The sequence below is a fragment of the Flavobacterium sp. YO12 genome (genome assembly GCF_004119495.1).
Classification (GTDB): Bacteria; Bacteroidota; Bacteroidia; order Flavobacteriales; family Flavobacteriaceae; genus Flavobacterium.
The window spans coordinates 40,321-57,340 of record NZ_NRQU01000008.1 but is presented as its reverse complement, the minus strand read 5'-3'; the positions used below and the strand labels follow the sequence as shown (position 1 = coordinate 57,340).

Here is a 17,020-nt window from a genome sequence, read left to right as displayed (position 1 = left end):
ATCAAATAATCAGCATTAAAAATCAAGATTAAAAAGTTTAGCTGCTCGCGATAGGTATCGGGATAACAGATTACAAAGATTCAAAAAAATCAATGCTAATTCGGTTAATCCGTACATCCCGATACCTATCGGGAGCAGCCGACTCTTTCAACTTTTAAAATTTAAAGCTCAAACGAGCAAAACCAAATCTACCGTTTAATCCAAATTGAGACACTGCTCTTGAGTATGCAAATTGATTTGCGTTGCTCAAATCTGTGCTTGGCGCAGGCGACAATGTTGGAGTTGTATTTGTAAATGCGGGAGTTGCGGGATTATTTCTATCCGGATAAACATCTCCTATATTATTAAAGCCAATTGTTGCTCTAAAATGTTCATTGATTTGATATCCTAAAGATAAATCTGTAACCAATTTTGCACTATATTCTGGATGTTCGTATACTGATGAAAATCCGTCTAAGTTTACATCTGTTGCTCCTGGATCTGTAACTTTTCCAAAATAGCTGTTTCTTAAATAAATATCTAATTTCTTAATGCTGAACGTTGTCATTAAATTTGCTTTCAACTTCGGAATTGCTTCTTCTAAATAAATTCGGCTTGATTCAGGAAAAAAGGAATAAATATAAGGGTCTCCACCTGCATCAATTATAGATTTTGGAATATGTAAATCACCTACTCTCTTGGTCTCATTATAGCTTAATGCTAAATCGTTTCGAATGATGAAATCCTGAATTACATCATATTTTTGAGAAATTACTAAGTCAATTCCTTTCGTTTCAGAGTCAATTCCGTTTGTCCAAAACGAAGCTCTTTCTACACCTTTAAGATCAAACGCTTGTTGAAACAATGTCAAGGCGTCTTTTTGACTTTGTGAAGTTGCCGCATTTATCTGTGCATCTGTTGGTCTTGCATATTGTCCTGACAATACAACTCGATCATTAATTCTGGTAAAGTAAGCATCTGTTGCAATTGTAATATTTGCTGCTGGAATTTTAAATGTAAATCCTGTACTGATACTTTTTGATTTTTCTGGTTTTAAATTTTCTACTCCAATGCTTTTTGCAGCTTGTGAATCATTTGTAAAATAACCTACTTGATAAGGTGAGCCATTAATAAATTGTGTTGAACTTGATTCAAAATATTTTTGTTGTAACGAAGGCGCTCTAAAACCAGTTTGTCCAGAAATTCTCCAATTTATGTTTTCATTTAATTTTAAAAGAGAGGCTAATTTAAAAGTAACTGTACTTCCAAAATCTGAATAGTTTTCATAACGCGCCGCTCCATTTACCAGCCATTTTTCTGTGGCATTCAATTCTAAATCTATATATGCCGCTCCACTTTTTCTATCTCTTTCTTTAGCATCTGAAGGTTGAAATCCAGAAAATCCTTGCGCTCCAGCACCGCGTTTGTTGCCAAAAAAATCAGTAACAATTAAAGGTGAATTACTTGGAAGAATTCCAGAAACTACATTTCCGTTTACATCATACAATCCGTATGAAGCTTCTTCACCTTGTTTAATTTGGTAATTTTCATATCTAAATTCTCCGCCAAAAGCGACATTCAAACCTGCTAGAACATCGTACTTTCTACTAAAATCTAAATTTGTTGTGCTTTGTAAAAATGAAACTTTACCTGCATCAAAACTAAATGGCGAATTGGTTCCTAAAGTTGCATTAATAGTATTGTTTACATCATATTTAAAAGAGTTTGTTCCAAGATTTGAACTCAAATCTGTATCAAAACCAAATAATTCTGTAGTAACCCCTACTGCAGCCGAAGCATCTAGAATGTCTGATTCTATCTCAGGCAAGAATCCATTTTGGTACACTTGTGTAAAAGTTCCTGAACCATTTGGAAGCCTGTTAAAAGCATACGATTTACCATTTCTATAGGAGATTCCACCAAATGAATATAAAGATGTGATTTCGCTTAAAGGATATTTTGCATTATAATATGCTTGTCCAGATACCAGTTCTGACTGACCAACACTCATATTATAATCACTTCTTTGCTGGCCTCTGTAAGCCAATTCATTATTAGTTACATCAAAATTCAAAGCAGTCTGCATTTGCGTAAGCGTTGATGCCGAAGCAATAGCGCTTTGCTGTGCCGGCGTAAAATAACTTACTTGTGGCGCATATTGTTTTAATGATGTCAAAATTTGCGCTGAGTTTGGAGTTGTATTTATATTACTAAACAGCGAGTTAATTTCAACACCGTTTTGCGCCGCTCTGTTCTCTACAGCATTGTAAGCATTAAAAATAGCATTACTTCTAATTCCTGCTCGGCTTGTTGCCTGTCTAGTCACGGCTGTACCAGTAATATTTAAAAAACTTCCCGGTTTTCCTAAAGAAGTTCCATAATTTAAATCAACCTGTGCAGTTTGTCCGTCAGCACCGCCTTTAAAGTTGTTAGATCCTGAAGATAAATTTGCACCGTACTGAATACCTCCTGATAGATAATTAGCATTCTTTTTAAGTACTATATTAATTACTCCGGCAATAGCATCTGAACCGTATTGAGCTGCCGCACCATCTCTTAAAACTTCGATTCTTTCGATTGCAAAAGATGGGATTGCATTTAAATCGGTTCCTACTGAACCTCTTCCTGGTGATCCGTTTATATTTACTAAAGCACTTGTATGTCTTCGTTTTCCGTTTACCAAGATCAAAACCTGATCTGGCCCTAAACCTCTTAATTGTGCAGGATCAACGTGATCTGTTGCATCAGCTGTAGATGTTGCATTACTAGTAAACGATGGTGCAACATAATTTAATATTTGAGTTACGCTGGTTTGCGGCGCTCCTTTTGTTATTTCAGATACATTAAAAACATCAACCGGAACCGGCACATCTGTTTTAACTCTATTTTTACTTCTTGAACCTATTATGGTAACTTCTGACAGTTCATTATTCTTCAAACTATCCTGCTCTTTTTTATTTTCCTGAGCTTGAATGCCTGAAAAAGTCAGCAGACCTAAGGCGATTAATACATTTTTTTTCATTGTTTTTCTGATTAATTAGTGTTTTGTTTGGTTTTAAAAAAGAATTACAGTCGTTCTTGTGCAAAAAAAAACCTCTGCAATCTGCAGAGGTTCTATGTATATATTTTTGAAAAAAAACTACAATAGTATCTCTGCGGATAACTCCGGCATCTTACAAGACATCATATTGCAAACTGTTGTTTTCATTTTTTTGTTATTTTGATGGGGCAAAGTTGCAAACTATTTTTGAATCGACCAAACAAAAACAGAAATAATTTCTACTACCCTATCAATTTAGTATGTTATGTTAAATTTACGCCTAAAAAAACAAAAAAATCAAAACTTTGATTTGCAAATCAAAATGGTTTTATACCTTTGCACGCGAATACAGAGGAAAAATTTGAACTGATTGCAACCTCTTCATAATGAAACGGTTCGTTATGGATGCTGAAACAAATATTTCAGTAGTAAAAAATGCTAAAGCAGAAACTCTCCTTTAGCCCTTTTTAGCAATTATTTTTCTCGCTTAATTTTAAATTTAATACATTATTATGGCTTATTTATTTACGTCAGAATCTGTTAGTGAAGGGCATCCAGACAAAGTTGCAGATCAAATTTCGGATGCATTAATTGATAACTTTTTGGCATTTGATGCTGACTCAAAAGTAGCTTGTGAAACTCTTGTTACTACTGGTCAGGTAATTTTAGCTGGTGAAGTAAAATCGAATACTTATCTTGATGTACAGCAAATTGCACGCGACGTAATCCGTAAAATTGGATATACTAAAAGCGAGTACATGTTTGAAGCAAATTCTTGTGGAATTCTTTCTGCAATTCACGAGCAGTCTGCAGACATTAATCAAGGTGTTGACAGAGCTAAGCCAGAAGAGCAAGGTGCTGGTGACCAAGGAATGATGTTTGGTTACGCTACAAACGAAACTGAAAACTTCATGCCATTAGCGCTTGATTTATCTCATAAATTATTACAAGAATTAGCAATCTTAAGACGCGAAAATAACGAAATCACTTATTTACGTCCAGATGCTAAATCTCAGGTAACTTTAGAATACAGCGACGATAACAAACCAACTCGTATTGATGCGATTGTTATCTCAACTCAACATGATGATTTTGACGAAGAAGCTGCAATGCTTGCTAAAATCAAAAAAGATATTGTTGAAATTTTAATTCCAAGAATCATTGCTAAAAACCCAGCTCACGCTCATTTATTCAATGATAAAATCAACTACCATATTAACCCAACAGGAAAATTCGTTATTGGAGGTCCTCACGGAGATACTGGTTTAACTGGAAGAAAAATCATCGTTGATACTTACGGTGGAAAAGGTGCTCACGGTGGTGGTGCATTCTCTGGAAAAGATCCAAGTAAAGTAGATAGAAGTGCTGCTTACGCAACTCGTCATATCGCTAAAAACTTAGTTGCTGCTGGTGTTGCTGACGAAATCTTAGTACAGGTTTCTTACGCAATTGGAGTTGCTGAACCAATGGGTATTTTCATTGAAACTTACGGAACTTCTAAAGTAAACTTAACTAACGGTGAAATCGCTAAAAAAGTAGAAGCTATCTTTGATATGCGTCCTTACTTTATCGAGCAAAGATTAAAATTAAGAAATCCTATTTACAGTGAAACCGCTGCTTACGGACATATGGGACGTAAACCAGAAACGGTTACTAAAACTTTCTCTGCTCCTGGAGGAAACACAAAAACAGTTACTGTTGATTTGTTTACATGGGAAAAACTTGATTTTGTTGACCAAGTAAAAGCTGCATTTGGATTGTAATAATTCAGATTCTTTAATATAAAAATGGCTGTCTATTAATTTTAGACAGCCATTCTTTTTTTACAGCATATAAATTGGACGCAGATGACACGGATTCGCTATCGCGAAAACGCAGATGACACGGATTTTTTTTCTTTGTTTATTTTCTGCTTTGAGCAGAATATAAAATAAAATCCGTTTTCATCCGCGTCTTTACGAAGTAAATTCGTGTCATCTGCGTTCAAACAATAATACAGATCAAACCTAATCTATAAAAATCGTTTATCGCTCTAATTGCACATTTGGCAACGTTTTAGGACGATTGGCATCATTTGATAAAATCCAACCTGTACGATACATCCATTCTGTCATTTTACGCAGTTTTACGTAATCAATATTTTCAGACTCATCCATTGGAGTATGATATTGGCTGTGCAGCACGCTTGTAAAGAAAACGGCAGGAATTCCTCTTTTCGCATAAGGCAAATGATCTGAACGGAAGTAAAAATACTCTGGATGTTCTGGTCTGTCCCAAAGTTTATCTAAATCAAATTTTGGTCCTTCATCATTTGCTTTTTTGGCAATGGCTACTAAATCAGATGAATTTTCATGAGGAGAACTAGAGCCAAGCAATGCTGCTTGATTTACATTGTTTCTTCCAATCATATCACCGTTTAAAACTGCTACAATGTCTTTTTCTGGAACTGTCGGATGTGCTGCATACCATCTCGATCCTAACAATCCGCGTTCTTCAGAACCATGAAATACAAACAAAGCTGTTCTTTTTCCCGGCTGTTTTTTATAGGCTCTTGCAATTGCCAGCATTGCTACACAAGTACTTGCATTATCATCTGCTCCGTTATAAATAGAATCCTGACCATATTTTTGACGTACTCCGTCATGATCTTGATGACCACTGAAAAGTACATATTCATTTTTCAGCTTAGGGTCAGTTCCTGCAATTGTACCCACAACATTTACTGAAGGATATTTATAGGTTTCAGAAACTACTTCTGTTGACAAAATATCTTTTGTCGTTTTTAAATATTCTAATTGATCTCCGTGTACCCAAAAAACTGGCATTGTTGCACCTATTTTGTCACGGAAACCTTCAATTCCGTAAATTCCTCTTGTCATTTGTGGTTCAACTTGAGACCAGCTTTGTTCTGCTAATTCGTCAGCAACCATAATAAGCGCTACGGCACCTTTTTTTACAACAAGATCATAATATTTATTTCGAACTAAACCCGGATATCTTCTGTCGAAAAGCGAAATATCATCAGCAATTCCTTCTTTTGAAGCCAGTAAAACAACTGCTTTTCCTTTAATGTCGGCTTTTTCGATTTCTTCTTTTGTTGCGGCTCCCAAATACACTAAAGAACCTTCAACTTTTACATTAGTTGTTTCTGCAACCAGAACATCTTTCCATAATTTATATTCTTTCTTGCCTATTTTAAATTTTGTATTTGGCGTAACCTGATGTCTGTACAAATCAAAAAACTGAAAATAAGTTCCATCGTCTCCAGCTGGAGCCATTCCGGCTTCTTTAGCTTTATTAGCAAGCCACATCGATACTTTTAGTTCATCAAGTGTTCCGGCTTCACGACCATTAAAATGATCTCCAGCCATTTGATACATATCGGTTCTAAGATCTTTATCTGTTATTGCCGAAACTAACGGTTTTTTAATTGCCTGTGCAAAAGTCAGTGCGCCAGAGGCAAGTAAAACAAGGAGCATTTTGTTTTTCATACATTTTAATTTAGTATTTCAAACTTAAGCATTTCGAGGCAATTTTTTCAATTTTTTACATCAAAAACAGCAAATAGCAACGATTAATAAACAAAAATGACTGTCAATATAGACAGCCATTTCATTTTTATCAAATATTGATTTTAATACGTTCCGTTTTGCATTTTAGTTAATGTCTCTTTAATTTCTGCAGCCGTTTCTGCTTCAACCTGAGGATTCAAATATTTCACAGCCAATGTTTGCGTTTCAATTGCTTTTTGTTTCTGCCCGTCTTTATAATATAATTGTGCTAAAGTGTCTAAATAGTAGGGATTATTCTTGGTTACAACCAAACTATATTCTGACCAATTGATTGCTGATTTTATATAATCAGCATTCTCAGGTTTTAAAACAACTGCCCACGCTGCCGAGTTGCAAAGGTTTGAATTATATTCTTTGAATGAATTCCATCCGTTATACGAATAATCAGAATTATAATCGATTGTTGCAAATAAATCGTCTAAGCGCTGAATTGCATTTCCTTTTTCTGTTGACAAATAAGTCTCAAAATAAGCGCTGAATTCTTTTAAAAGAGCAGCATCATTACCATTCTTTTCCGCCTCTTGACTTAGATAGTTTAAATAATTTTTGTAGCAGTCAAAACCACCTTTTCCTGCTGCAATTAACTTTTTGTATACCGCAATAGCTTTATCTTGACTTGTCTTCCCTTCGGTTTCATCTTGTGCTGCATAAGTATCTTGCTGTAAAGCAAATGAAATTTCGGCGCTTAGGTTTCCTATTTTCATTCCGTCAGCCGATTCGACTGTACTGTTTTCAACCTCTTTGTTTATTTTTTCAATAGCATCATAGTGTTTTATCAAATAATCTATTGCTAAGAAATCGGTGTCATTAAGAATCTTTTCTTCCTTAAAAAGCTGTTTAGTAAATCCTTGATCTTTGATTTCTTTTAAAATCGTTTCTACCAAAAGCATATTTGGTTTGGTATCTTTTTGATGTGTTTCAATAAGTTTTTTCCAAATCTTTTCGATTCCTTTTTTATCTTGGACTGCTTTCGTTACTACAAAATCTGTTGAATTAGGATCTGTTACATCATTAGTATCATAATCGTATGAAACTTCTAAAGCTGAAACTTTATTAAAAGCGTTTATCAAATCTGCATCTGTTGCTTTTTTATTTTTTATTGCTTTATCAAAAACTAAAAAAGCATCTGCACGTTTTAACTGACGGTAAAAATCACTGTAATATCCAAATTGATATTCCTTGCCTGCTAAATCTGATTTTGCTTGTGCTAATACTTCTCCATCACCATTCAAAACTATTATAGCTGGATCGTTTGCAATTTTATTGTTTTTCAGCCATTTTTTATCTTCGGCTCCTGCCAAATAAAAATTGTACACATCATATTGAGGATTGTATTCGGTATACATATTATATCCAATCTGTGTTTCCTGACCTTTTATAAAGAAATCAAAATCAGTTTTTGCAGAATCTTTGCCATTCACTACAACTACTAAAAATTTATCTTTGACTTGTTTGGTTGCTGCAAGTGCATTTTTTAGATTATTTTCTATCTTAAGCTTAAAATCTACTTGGCTTACCGCTGCAATACTATCAAGGGAAAGAGGTTCTGCAACGCTGTCTGCTGCAGCTGATGCTGCTAAAGCTTCTTCTTTTCCTGGATAAGTCCAGTTTGAAACAGTTTTACTTTCGAGCGGAATAACTTTTTGAGATTTCTCTGGCTGAGCATTTTTTTCATTAAAAAATGTCAACGGATTTTTTCCTGCTTTCTCAGAAATTTTCAACCCGCCAATCTTTTGATCAAAAAAACCAGACAGCTTTAAATCACCTAAAACTGGCAATTCATACTTAATTGTTATTTCTGAAACTTCTTTTGGTAAAGCATATTTATAAACACTAGAACTTCCTTCGTAGCCTTCATACACTAAATACAAAAAATTTGCTTTATCAATTTCAAACTCTAAATCGGCTTTGATCCAATTAGGGTCTAACTTGGTTTTTATATCTATCAAACTTTGATATTGAACTGAATCTGATCCCTTTTGAGTTCCAATATAAAAAGGATAATAGGCTGGATCTATAAATTTTACTTTGATCTTTTTTGCTTTACTATTGTTTACAAAAGAAAGATCAAAAATATTTTTATCTTTTCCATTTTGTACAAAAAGTAATGAATCTCCTTTGATTTCATAATCACCAGAATATAGAATCAACTCATATTTATTATTATCTAATAAATTAAGCTTGATTTTTTGACCTTTATCTGTAGATAGATATGATCCTTTTTCAATTGTTTTTGTCTGGGAGAATGCAGACATTCCGCTAAACAAGAGCATTAAACTCCAAATAAGATTGCGCATGACTAAAATTTTGTGGTTAATTTTGTTGCGCAAAGGTATTTCTTTATTGTCTGAATCGGAACACTTAAATCTAAAATAATGTAACTAAAATACTATAAATTGTATTTCATTGAGAATATGATATATCGCGGCTGAACGGTATATTGAGAAACCCTTGTAGAGAACTGCGAGAAGCTGTCGTCGTTAAGATATTTTGTATTTAATAAGTTTGTTGCAGAAACTTTGTATTCCCATTTACTGTTCTTTTTTTGGTAAATTAAACTGGCGCTCAAGAAATCATATTCGTTATCTACGGTTTTATTTCCGTTATAATAATGGTAGAATTCATATTCTGAAACAAACGAAAAACTTTTTAAAAAGTAATAATCTAGTCGGGCAAATGGCTTATCTGTATAATAAGTAGAACCGCTGTATTTGTTGATTAACGCATTGTATCCAAATTCAATATTGGGGAAGTTTTTATAATTTGTCGATGCCTTTAATGTGTAGCTCTGCACAAAACTTTCTGTCGTTGCCAGTTTATCATTTTGAATATTGTTGAATTTCGACCAGTTTAAACTTGCAGTTGCCGACGCTTTATAATTTTTCAAGAAAGAACGTCCGTAAGTTCCCATTCCGCTAAAAGTTTCATCGGCTAAATTTGAATTGTATGGTGTTGATGATTGATTAATTCCTTCAAAATCGGCTTTGGTTTTTATAGCATCTACTTTTTTAGTGTAAGATGCATTGGCAAAAATATTCTCAAAATTAAACATATTGTATTTAAAGTAACGAAGCGAATGTACTTGAGAAGTCGCATTTTCCAGAAATCTATTACCGCGAAATAAACTGCTGTAATCAGACAAAACATAACCCGCAGCTAACTGATTAATATCTGTAAAATCATTGGTTAAAGAGAAATTATAGGTCAGCGTTTCTGATTTTTTGATTTGATATAAAGCGAAGAAATCAGGCAGTACTTTTACAAAATTTTGCGAGTAGTTTGTACCTAACTGCGTATTTGTCATTTGGTATGAATGTACGCTTACTCCAGGAGTCAAAGTAAATTTTCCTGTTAGGATTTTATAATGAAAACCTAGAAAGACATCATTAAAATTATAATTTACATCATTATTATTGGCCGCATCATTCAAATCATTTTTATCTCCGTTATCTAACATCTGAAAAATATGAGAATTAAAATCCTGATACGAATAGGTATTTCCTAAAGTAATATTGATGTTGCTTTTTGGTGTTACCATATAATAATAATCCAACTTAGCATCTAGTTTATTAGTCTTTACAAATCGGTTTTGATTGAGATCATTCCTTTTTTGACCAGAAATATAGCCTGACAAATCAAATGGCTGCGTGCGCAAATTGGCGTTATAAAACGGATTTTCATCTTGATATAGATGCTGCATTTCAAAAGCAAATATATTCTTGGTACTTTGTGTATAATACAAACTCAAATTTTGATTTATTGATGTCGGATCTTGTTTTTTGCCAGTCAAAATAGTTTCAACTGTTGAGGCATTATTTACAATTGATTCGCGCAGCAAATCAGTATCCTCATTTTGTTTTGATAATTTGGTTAAAATATCATAATCAAACTGAAATTTATCATTTGGTTTATAGGTTGAACTTAATTTAAAAAGCCCCAAATTATTCTTTTGATGCGTTAATTCATCTCTTTTCTGCTGATCTCCAGAATCAAGAATTGTAGTCTGTGATTTGGTTTCAAGATCTGTTTTTGAAGTCGAAAGTATTCCAAAACCGCTAATATTCCATGCTTTTGAAACGGAATAAGCGAAGTTTGTTGCTCCAAATTTGGTTTCAATTTCTTTGGCGCGATTATTTCTTAAAATAGAAATTCCTAAATCATTTGAAGAAACATTAAAAGAACTCCCTCCCTTTTTCATCATATTTTTAAAACCGCCGGTAAACTTAAAATAATCTTGTGCGGTAAGCGGCAGCTCTCCAATATTATTAAAATTGGTGATTAAATTAATGCTGTATTTTGGACTGTAATAAAACAATTTTGGGTTAATAATATATCGACTGTCTAGTTCTGCAACTCCAATTCCTGCGGTAACATCTCCAAACCAAAAGTTTTTCTTTCCTTCTTTTAGTTTGATATTCATCGCTACGTTATCTTGATCGTTTTCTAAGCCTTTTAAAGCACTTACTTCGTTATAATTTCTAAGAACCTGTACTTTATCAATGGCATCTGCTGGAATATTTTTAACACCTAATTTGGTATCACCGTCAAAAAAGTCTTTGCCTTCAACCATCAATTTACTCACTTTTTTTCCTTCAACTTCAATTTCTCCATCGGCATTTACTTCCACTCCCGGCAGTTTCTTCAAAACATCCTCAAGTTTCTTTTCTGTTCCAGATTTAAACGAATCGGCATTATAAACAATTGTATCTCCTTTTATAGAAACTGGCATTTCACGCACAATTTCTACTCCTTCCAATTCAATTCCTGCTCCATCTAAAACAATATTCTGGCTGATATTTTCAGTTTTGGCCGAAACGGCAATTTCCTTAGATTTCATTCCAAGATAACTTACTTTGATTGTATAAGAGGTATTCGATTTTAAAGTAAGCTGAAACTTCCCTTTATCATTAGTAATCCCATAAGAATCCATTGCTTTTGTTCCGTTGTTAACTGCCATAATATTGGCCATTTCCAACGGATTTTTTTGTTCGTCCTGAATAACTCCATCAAAACGAACACTCTGAGAAAAGGATATAGAAGTAAAAAATAAGGCGAATAAAAAAAGCGTCTTGTTCATCAAGAAAATAATTAGGATAAATATTTTAGAGTTAGCGTTTTATCGCCTGATCATTATTGTATTTCCTCCACCTGGACCACCTTCGCGTCCGCGATTCATTTCTCTAAATTCTTCCATTTTTTTAATCACTGTTGCGTCGTACTCTTTTTGAGAAATAACTTTTCCTTTTTTTGAGGGTTTTATCTCGACTTTATCTTTAGAGTTCAACACTATTTTGGAACATAAAATGGTAGTTTTGCCATCATTTACTTCTAGAATCAAACCCGGAAGTCCCCAATAATTTTCTGGTCCTTGATTAACTGGAATTTCTGGTGTATACCAAGCCGTAACTACGATTTGTTTAGGAATTTCAAAATTATCTTCAAAATTTGTTTTAGTTTCTCCTGACGTCTTTTTTACCTCTTCCTTTTTATCATCATTGTTTTTAGGTCTGAAGTTTCTAAAATCAGTTTTACTGGCTTCTTTAACCGCTGTTGCTTTAAAACAGTTGTAACCTCCAATTTGCTTGGTTTCCTGCTCTAGTTTCCATTCTAATTTTGGAAGGGAATCTACAACTAGAAATTCTTTTCCCATAAATTCCTTATCAACCGTGTACGATTTTGTTTTAACATCTTTATAAAAAGTGCCGCCGCCGCCCATAAACGAATTCATCATAACTCGCATTCCGCCGCCTTGCTGTCCGGGAGTTTCGAGTTTTTCTTCTTCTTTATAAATGGATGCCGATTTGTCAAAATTTAAAATAAATGTTTTCTCGAGCATTTTTTTCAGACGCTCTTCCATACTTTTTTGCATTTCTGGTGTTATATCGCGATTTCCGGTTCTCACACCTTCAAATTTAGGCGCTTGAGTTTTAGATTCGTAAACCGCTAATCCTTGAAAATCTTTTTGTGCTTGTACTTGACTAAAAACAAGAATCAAAAGCAAGTAAAATCCTTTTTTCATTTCTTTCTTTTTGTAATTCGGTAAGCTTTTCAAAACTTACACTCAAATGTATTATTAATTTTAAAATACTGAAAATTAAATATATCAATCTTAGAATGTCATCGACAAAATTAAGTTTTTGTAAGACTATTAGAATTTAGAAAGATATAAACTTTAAAACAACTAAAACTCTAATTTTAAGAGATTCTTTGACGTGGTTTTTGTACTTTGGCATTTCGAAACCCAATCTTTTATGAGCAAAATACATCGTCTTATTTTTTTACTGCTTTTTATTTCGTGCTCGTTTTCGACTTTTTTTGGGCAAATCCAAAAAATAAAACCCGATGTTGTTTCTAAATTTGAGGCTGATGTTGATGACTTTATTGGCTTTGATTCTTTTGGGTATGGCTATGATATAAAGAACAATGTTTTTAGAAAAGTAAAAGGCAGTGAAATCTTTGAATATAAAAATGTGTCTTTGGGAAACATCAGCAAAGTTGATATTCAAAATCCACTTAAAATGGTTTTATACTACGAAGACTTTAATAGCGTTGTTTTATTAGACAATCAATTGAATAAAATGACGGAAATTAATTTTTCTCAAAATTCAATTCCAATAATAGCTGGCGCAATAGGAATGTCTACCCAAAATCAGCTTTGGATTTTCAATACTTTAAATCAGCAGATAGGTCTTTTTGATTATTTGAAAAATGAATACAAAACAGTTTCAATTCCGCTGACCGAAAGCATAAAGTATTACCAAACTGATTTTAACACTTTTTACTGGATTGATAAAAAAAACAATTGGTTTTCATGTGATATTTTCGGAAAAATTTCAAGTTTAGGAAATGTGCCAGACTTTGATAAAATTGAAATAATAAGCCCTCAAAAATACATTTACAGCAAAGCTAATTTGTTGTTTTTTAAAGACATTAGCAAAGTAAATACTGCCAAAGATTTTGAAATTGAAATTTTAGAAAAAACGTTCAACAAATTCTATTACAAAGACCAAATTTTATCTATTTTTACAGCTAAAGAAATTGCAAATTATAAAATCGTAACACCGTAATGCACATAGCAATAGCAGGAAATATAGGCGCAGGAAAAACTACTCTGACTAAATTATTAGCGAAGCACTTTAAATGGGAACCTCATTATGAAGATGTTGTTGATAATCCGTATTTAGATGATTTTTACCATCAAATGGAACGTTGGTCGTTTAATTTACAAATATATTTCTTGAACAGTCGTTTCCGTCAGGTACAGCAAATTAGAGAAAGCGGAAAAAAAATCATTCAAGACAGAACGATTTATGAAGACGCTTATATTTTTGCTCCCAATTTATATTCGATGGGATTAATGACCAGTCGTGATTTTGAAAACTATACGTCTTTGTTTGAATTAATGGAATCTTTGGTAAAAGCACCAGATTTATTGATTTATTTAAGAAGTTCTATTCCTAATTTAGTTGGACAGATTCATAAACGCGGACGTGAATACGAAAACTCAATTTCTATTGATTATTTAAGCCGTTTGAACGAAAGATATGAAGCGTGGATTCAGACTTATACTAAAGGAAAATTATTAATTATTGATGTTGATAATATCAATTTCGTTGATAATCCAGAAGATTTAGGAAATATTATCAATAGAATTGATGCTGAATTGAACGGATTGTTTTAGAACACGAATTGCACCGATTTTACACGAAATAAAAAAATGCCTCTAATAATTTTAGAGGCATTTTTGTTTTTAAGAAACTTTTTTGACAAAGTTGTTAATACTCTTTATTTCGCAGCATCAATTTTTGCTTGAACTTCTTCTTCGGTTCCTTCATAAACTTCTGTGGTTGTTTTACCATTTTCGGTTTTTGTTACAGTTCCTTTAGTTTTTCCATTTACGTTTGTAATTTCAACTCGAACAGATTTTTTCTCATATTTACTAGTATCAAAACAATCTGTTTTTTGATATTTTCCTTTTTGATCAAAATGAGCCAAACATTTTGCAGTTTCTTCTTCAGAACATCCTTTTTCTTTGCACATTGCAATGCATTCTTCTTTTGTCATTCCAGACATATCACCGCATTTAGAATTTACTCCTGCATGCATTTCTGTTTTAGCGCAGCAAGAACCTTTTCCTGCCATTCCAGCATCAGCGTGTCCTGCACCTAAAATTGGTGCAATTACCAAACCAATTAAACAAGTTAACTTAATTAAGATGTTCATTGACGGTCCAGATGTATCTTTAAACGGATCTCCAACTGTATCTCCAGTTACCGCTGCTTTGTGAGCATCAGAACCTTTATAAGTCATTTCGCCGTTTATCATAACTCCAGCTTCAAAAGATTTTTTAGCATTATCCCAAGCTCCTCCTGCATTGTTTTGAAAAACAGCCCAAAGAACTCCAGATACAGTAACTCCTGCCATGTATCCTCCTAACATTTCAGCTATTAACTGATTATTGTCTGCATAAACTAATTTTCCTAAAAGTACAATTGCGATTGGAAACCCTATTGTCAAAATTCCAGGCAGCATCATTTCGCGTAAAGCTGCTTTTGTAGAAATCTCAACACATTTTCCGTATTCAGGTTTTCCAGTTCCTTCCATAATTCCAGGAATTTCTTTAAACTGACGACGCACTTCGTATACCATATCCATGGCTGCTTTTCCAACAGAATTCATCGCTAATGCTGAGAATACTACTGGAATCATTCCACCGACAAATAACATCGCTAAAACTGGCGCTTTAAAAATATTAATTCCGTCAATTCCAGTAAAAGTTACATACGCTGCAAATAAAGCTAATGAAGTTAAAGCCGCAGAAGCAATTGCAAAACCTTTTCCTGTTGCTGCAGTTGTATTACCTACAGAATCTAAAATATCTGTTCTTGTACGTACTTCTTTTGGCAATTCGCTCATTTCTGCAATTCCACCAGCGTTGTCTGAAATTGGTCCAAAAGCATCAATTGCTAATTGCATTGCTGTTGTTGCCATCATTGCTGAAGCTGCTAAAGCAACACCATAAAATCCTGCTAAAGCATAAGAAATCCAAATTGCTCCACCAAATAAAAGTACTGTTGGGAAAGTAGAAATCATTCCAGTTGCCAAACCAGCAATTACATTTGTTCCTGCTCCTGTAGATGATTTTTGAACAATTGCCATAACAGGTTTTGTTCCTAATCCTGTGTAATATTCAGTTACTGATGAAATTGCTCCACCAACAATCAAACCAACTAAAGTGGCATAAAAAACACGCATTGAAGATATTTGCTGTGCTCCTTCTCCAAAAAATTCCATTGTCATTACTTCTGGAAGCATATGTTGTACTAAAAAGAAACAAGCAACCGCTGTTAAAACAATAGAAATCCAGTTTCCTATATTTAATGCTTTTTGTACTTGTGCTTCTTTTGCATTATCATCAGAGATTTTAACTAACATTGTACCAATAATCGAAAATAAAATTCCGAAACCAGCAATTGCCATTGGAAGTAAAATTGGTCCAATTCCGCCAAAAGCATCATTGATACTTCCACCCATATCTTTTATAACATAATTACCAAGAACCATTGCCGCTAAAACGGTTGCTACATAAGATCCAAATAAATCAGCTCCCATACCCGCAACATCTCCAACATTATCTCCAACATTATCTGCAATTGTAGCAGGATTACGAGGATCATCTTCTGGAATTCCAGCTTCAACTTTACCCACTAAATCAGCTCCAACATCGGCAGCTTTAGTGTAAATTCCGCCTCCAACTCTTGCAAATAAAGCTATTGATTCAGCACCAAGTGAAAATCCGGCTAAAGTCTCTAAAACAACAGTCATTGTTTCAGTATCTTTCCAAACTCCGTCAGAGAAAAGATTAAAGAATAATATAAAGAAAGTCGTTAAACCTAAAACCGCCAAACCTGCAACTCCTAATCCCATAACAGTTCCACCGCCAAAAGAAACTTTTAATGCCTGCGGCAAACTAGTACGTGCTGCCTGAGTAGTTCTAACGTTTGTTTTAGTCGCTATTTTCATTCCAATATTTCCAGCATAAGCAGAAAATAAAGCACCAAAAATAAATGCTATTACGATTAATAAATGAGTTTGTACTCCTGGAATAAAAGTAATTCCTGCCAACGCAATACTGGCAATAATTACAAAAATGGTTAATAATTTATATTCGGCTTTTAAAAAGGCTAATGCTCCTTCATAAATGTAATCTGAAATCTCTTTCATCTTACCGTCGCCCGCATCTTGTTTTAAAACCCAAGCCCTTTTTATTCCCATGAAAAGTAATCCTAAAATTGCCATAACAATTGGCAGGTAAATCATAAATGAATTCATAATACAGTAATGGTTTTTGGTTAATAGTCAACAAACTAACTAAAACGAATTTAAACAAAAAAGCAATACTCCTGACGGTAGTATTGCTTTTTTTATA

9 protein-coding genes are annotated in these 17,020 nt (G+C 33.6%); 3 read left to right on the top strand and 6 right to left on the bottom strand.

Translation table 11 applies throughout. From position 1 onward, the window contains the following. Positions 1–154: 154 nt before the first annotated feature. Complete coding sequence (locus tag BOW55_RS04125; protein ID WP_129023090.1) at positions 155–3,001, bottom strand: TonB-dependent siderophore receptor; 2,847 nt, start codon at positions 2,999–3,001, stop codon at positions 155–157. Positions 3,002–3,531: 530 nt separating this feature from the next. On the opposite strand from BOW55_RS04125, the gene metK reads away from it, so the two are divergent. Then, positions 3,532–4,782, top strand: coding sequence for a methionine adenosyltransferase (gene metK, locus BOW55_RS04120; protein ID WP_089052574.1), 1,251 nt, complete (start codon positions 3,532–3,534; stop codon positions 4,780–4,782). Between the two features lie 261 nt (positions 4,783–5,043). On the opposite strand, the gene BOW55_RS04115 is transcribed toward metK, so the two are convergent. From BOW55_RS04115 to BOW55_RS04100, 4 genes are all read right to left on the bottom strand, one after another. After that, positions 5,044–6,510, bottom strand: a complete 1,467-nt coding sequence (locus tag BOW55_RS04115; RefSeq protein WP_129023089.1) for a M28 family metallopeptidase — start codon at positions 6,508–6,510, stop codon at positions 5,044–5,046. 143 nt (positions 6,511–6,653) lie between these two features. After that, complete coding sequence (locus BOW55_RS04110; protein WP_129023088.1) at positions 6,654–8,888, bottom strand: hypothetical protein; 2,235 nt, start codon at positions 8,886–8,888, stop codon at positions 6,654–6,656. 92 nt (positions 8,889–8,980) lie between these two features. Beyond that, positions 8,981–11,668, bottom strand: coding sequence for a carboxypeptidase-like regulatory domain-containing protein (locus BOW55_RS04105; RefSeq protein ID WP_129023087.1), 2,688 nt, complete (start codon positions 11,666–11,668; stop codon positions 8,981–8,983). 39 nt (positions 11,669–11,707) lie between these two features. Further along, positions 11,708–12,610: a GLPGLI family protein gene (locus BOW55_RS04100; protein WP_129023086.1), complete on the bottom strand. Its 903-nt coding sequence runs from the start codon at positions 12,608–12,610 to the stop codon at positions 11,708–11,710. Positions 12,611–12,842: 232 nt separating this feature from the next. On the opposite strand from BOW55_RS04100, the gene BOW55_RS04095 reads away from it, so the two are divergent. Together BOW55_RS04095 and BOW55_RS04090 are read left to right on the top strand one after the other, a co-directional pair. Then, positions 12,843–13,658, top strand: coding sequence for a hypothetical protein (locus BOW55_RS04095; RefSeq protein ID WP_129023085.1), 816 nt, complete (start codon positions 12,843–12,845; stop codon positions 13,656–13,658). Next, on the top strand, positions 13,658–14,272 hold the full coding sequence (locus BOW55_RS04090) for a deoxynucleoside kinase (RefSeq protein WP_089052568.1): 615 nt from the start codon (positions 13,658–13,660) through the stop codon (positions 14,270–14,272). Before BOW55_RS04095 ends, BOW55_RS04090 begins: the two co-directional genes overlap by 1 nt. 104 nt (positions 14,273–14,376) lie before the next feature. On the opposite strand, the gene BOW55_RS04085 is transcribed toward BOW55_RS04090, so the two are convergent. Further along, complete coding sequence (locus tag BOW55_RS04085) at positions 14,377–16,923, bottom strand: sodium-translocating pyrophosphatase (RefSeq protein ID WP_129023084.1); 2,547 nt, start codon at positions 16,921–16,923, stop codon at positions 14,377–14,379. Positions 16,924–17,020: the final 97 nt, after the last annotated feature.

What these genes read in the sequence shown, in the direction of transcription:
- BOW55_RS04100 (WP_129023086.1), bottom strand. Translation starts at nt 12,610, where the DNA reads ATGAAAAAAGGATTTTACTTGCTTTTGATTCTTGTTTTTAGTCAAGTA.
- BOW55_RS04090 (WP_089052568.1), top strand. Translation starts at nt 13,658, where the DNA reads ATGCACATAGCAATAGCAGGAAATATAGGCGCAGGAAAAACTACTCTG.
- metK (WP_089052574.1), top strand. Translation starts at nt 3,532, where the DNA reads ATGGCTTATTTATTTACGTCAGAATCTGTTAGTGAAGGGCATCCAGAC.
- BOW55_RS04115 (WP_129023089.1), bottom strand. Translation starts at nt 6,510, where the DNA reads ATGAAAAACAAAATGCTCCTTGTTTTACTTGCCTCTGGCGCACTGACT.
- BOW55_RS04110 (WP_129023088.1), bottom strand. Translation starts at nt 8,888, where the DNA reads ATGCGCAATCTTATTTGGAGTTTAATGCTCTTGTTTAGCGGAATGTCT.
- BOW55_RS04085 (WP_129023084.1), bottom strand. Translation starts at nt 16,923, where the DNA reads ATGAATTCATTTATGATTTACCTGCCAATTGTTATGGCAATTTTAGGA.
- BOW55_RS04125 (WP_129023090.1), bottom strand. Translation starts at nt 3,001, where the DNA reads ATGAAAAAAAATGTATTAATCGCCTTAGGTCTGCTGACTTTTTCAGGC.
- BOW55_RS04105 (WP_129023087.1), bottom strand. Translation starts at nt 11,668, where the DNA reads ATGAACAAGACGCTTTTTTTATTCGCCTTATTTTTTACTTCTATATCC.
- BOW55_RS04095 (WP_129023085.1), top strand. Translation starts at nt 12,843, where the DNA reads ATGAGCAAAATACATCGTCTTATTTTTTTACTGCTTTTTATTTCGTGC.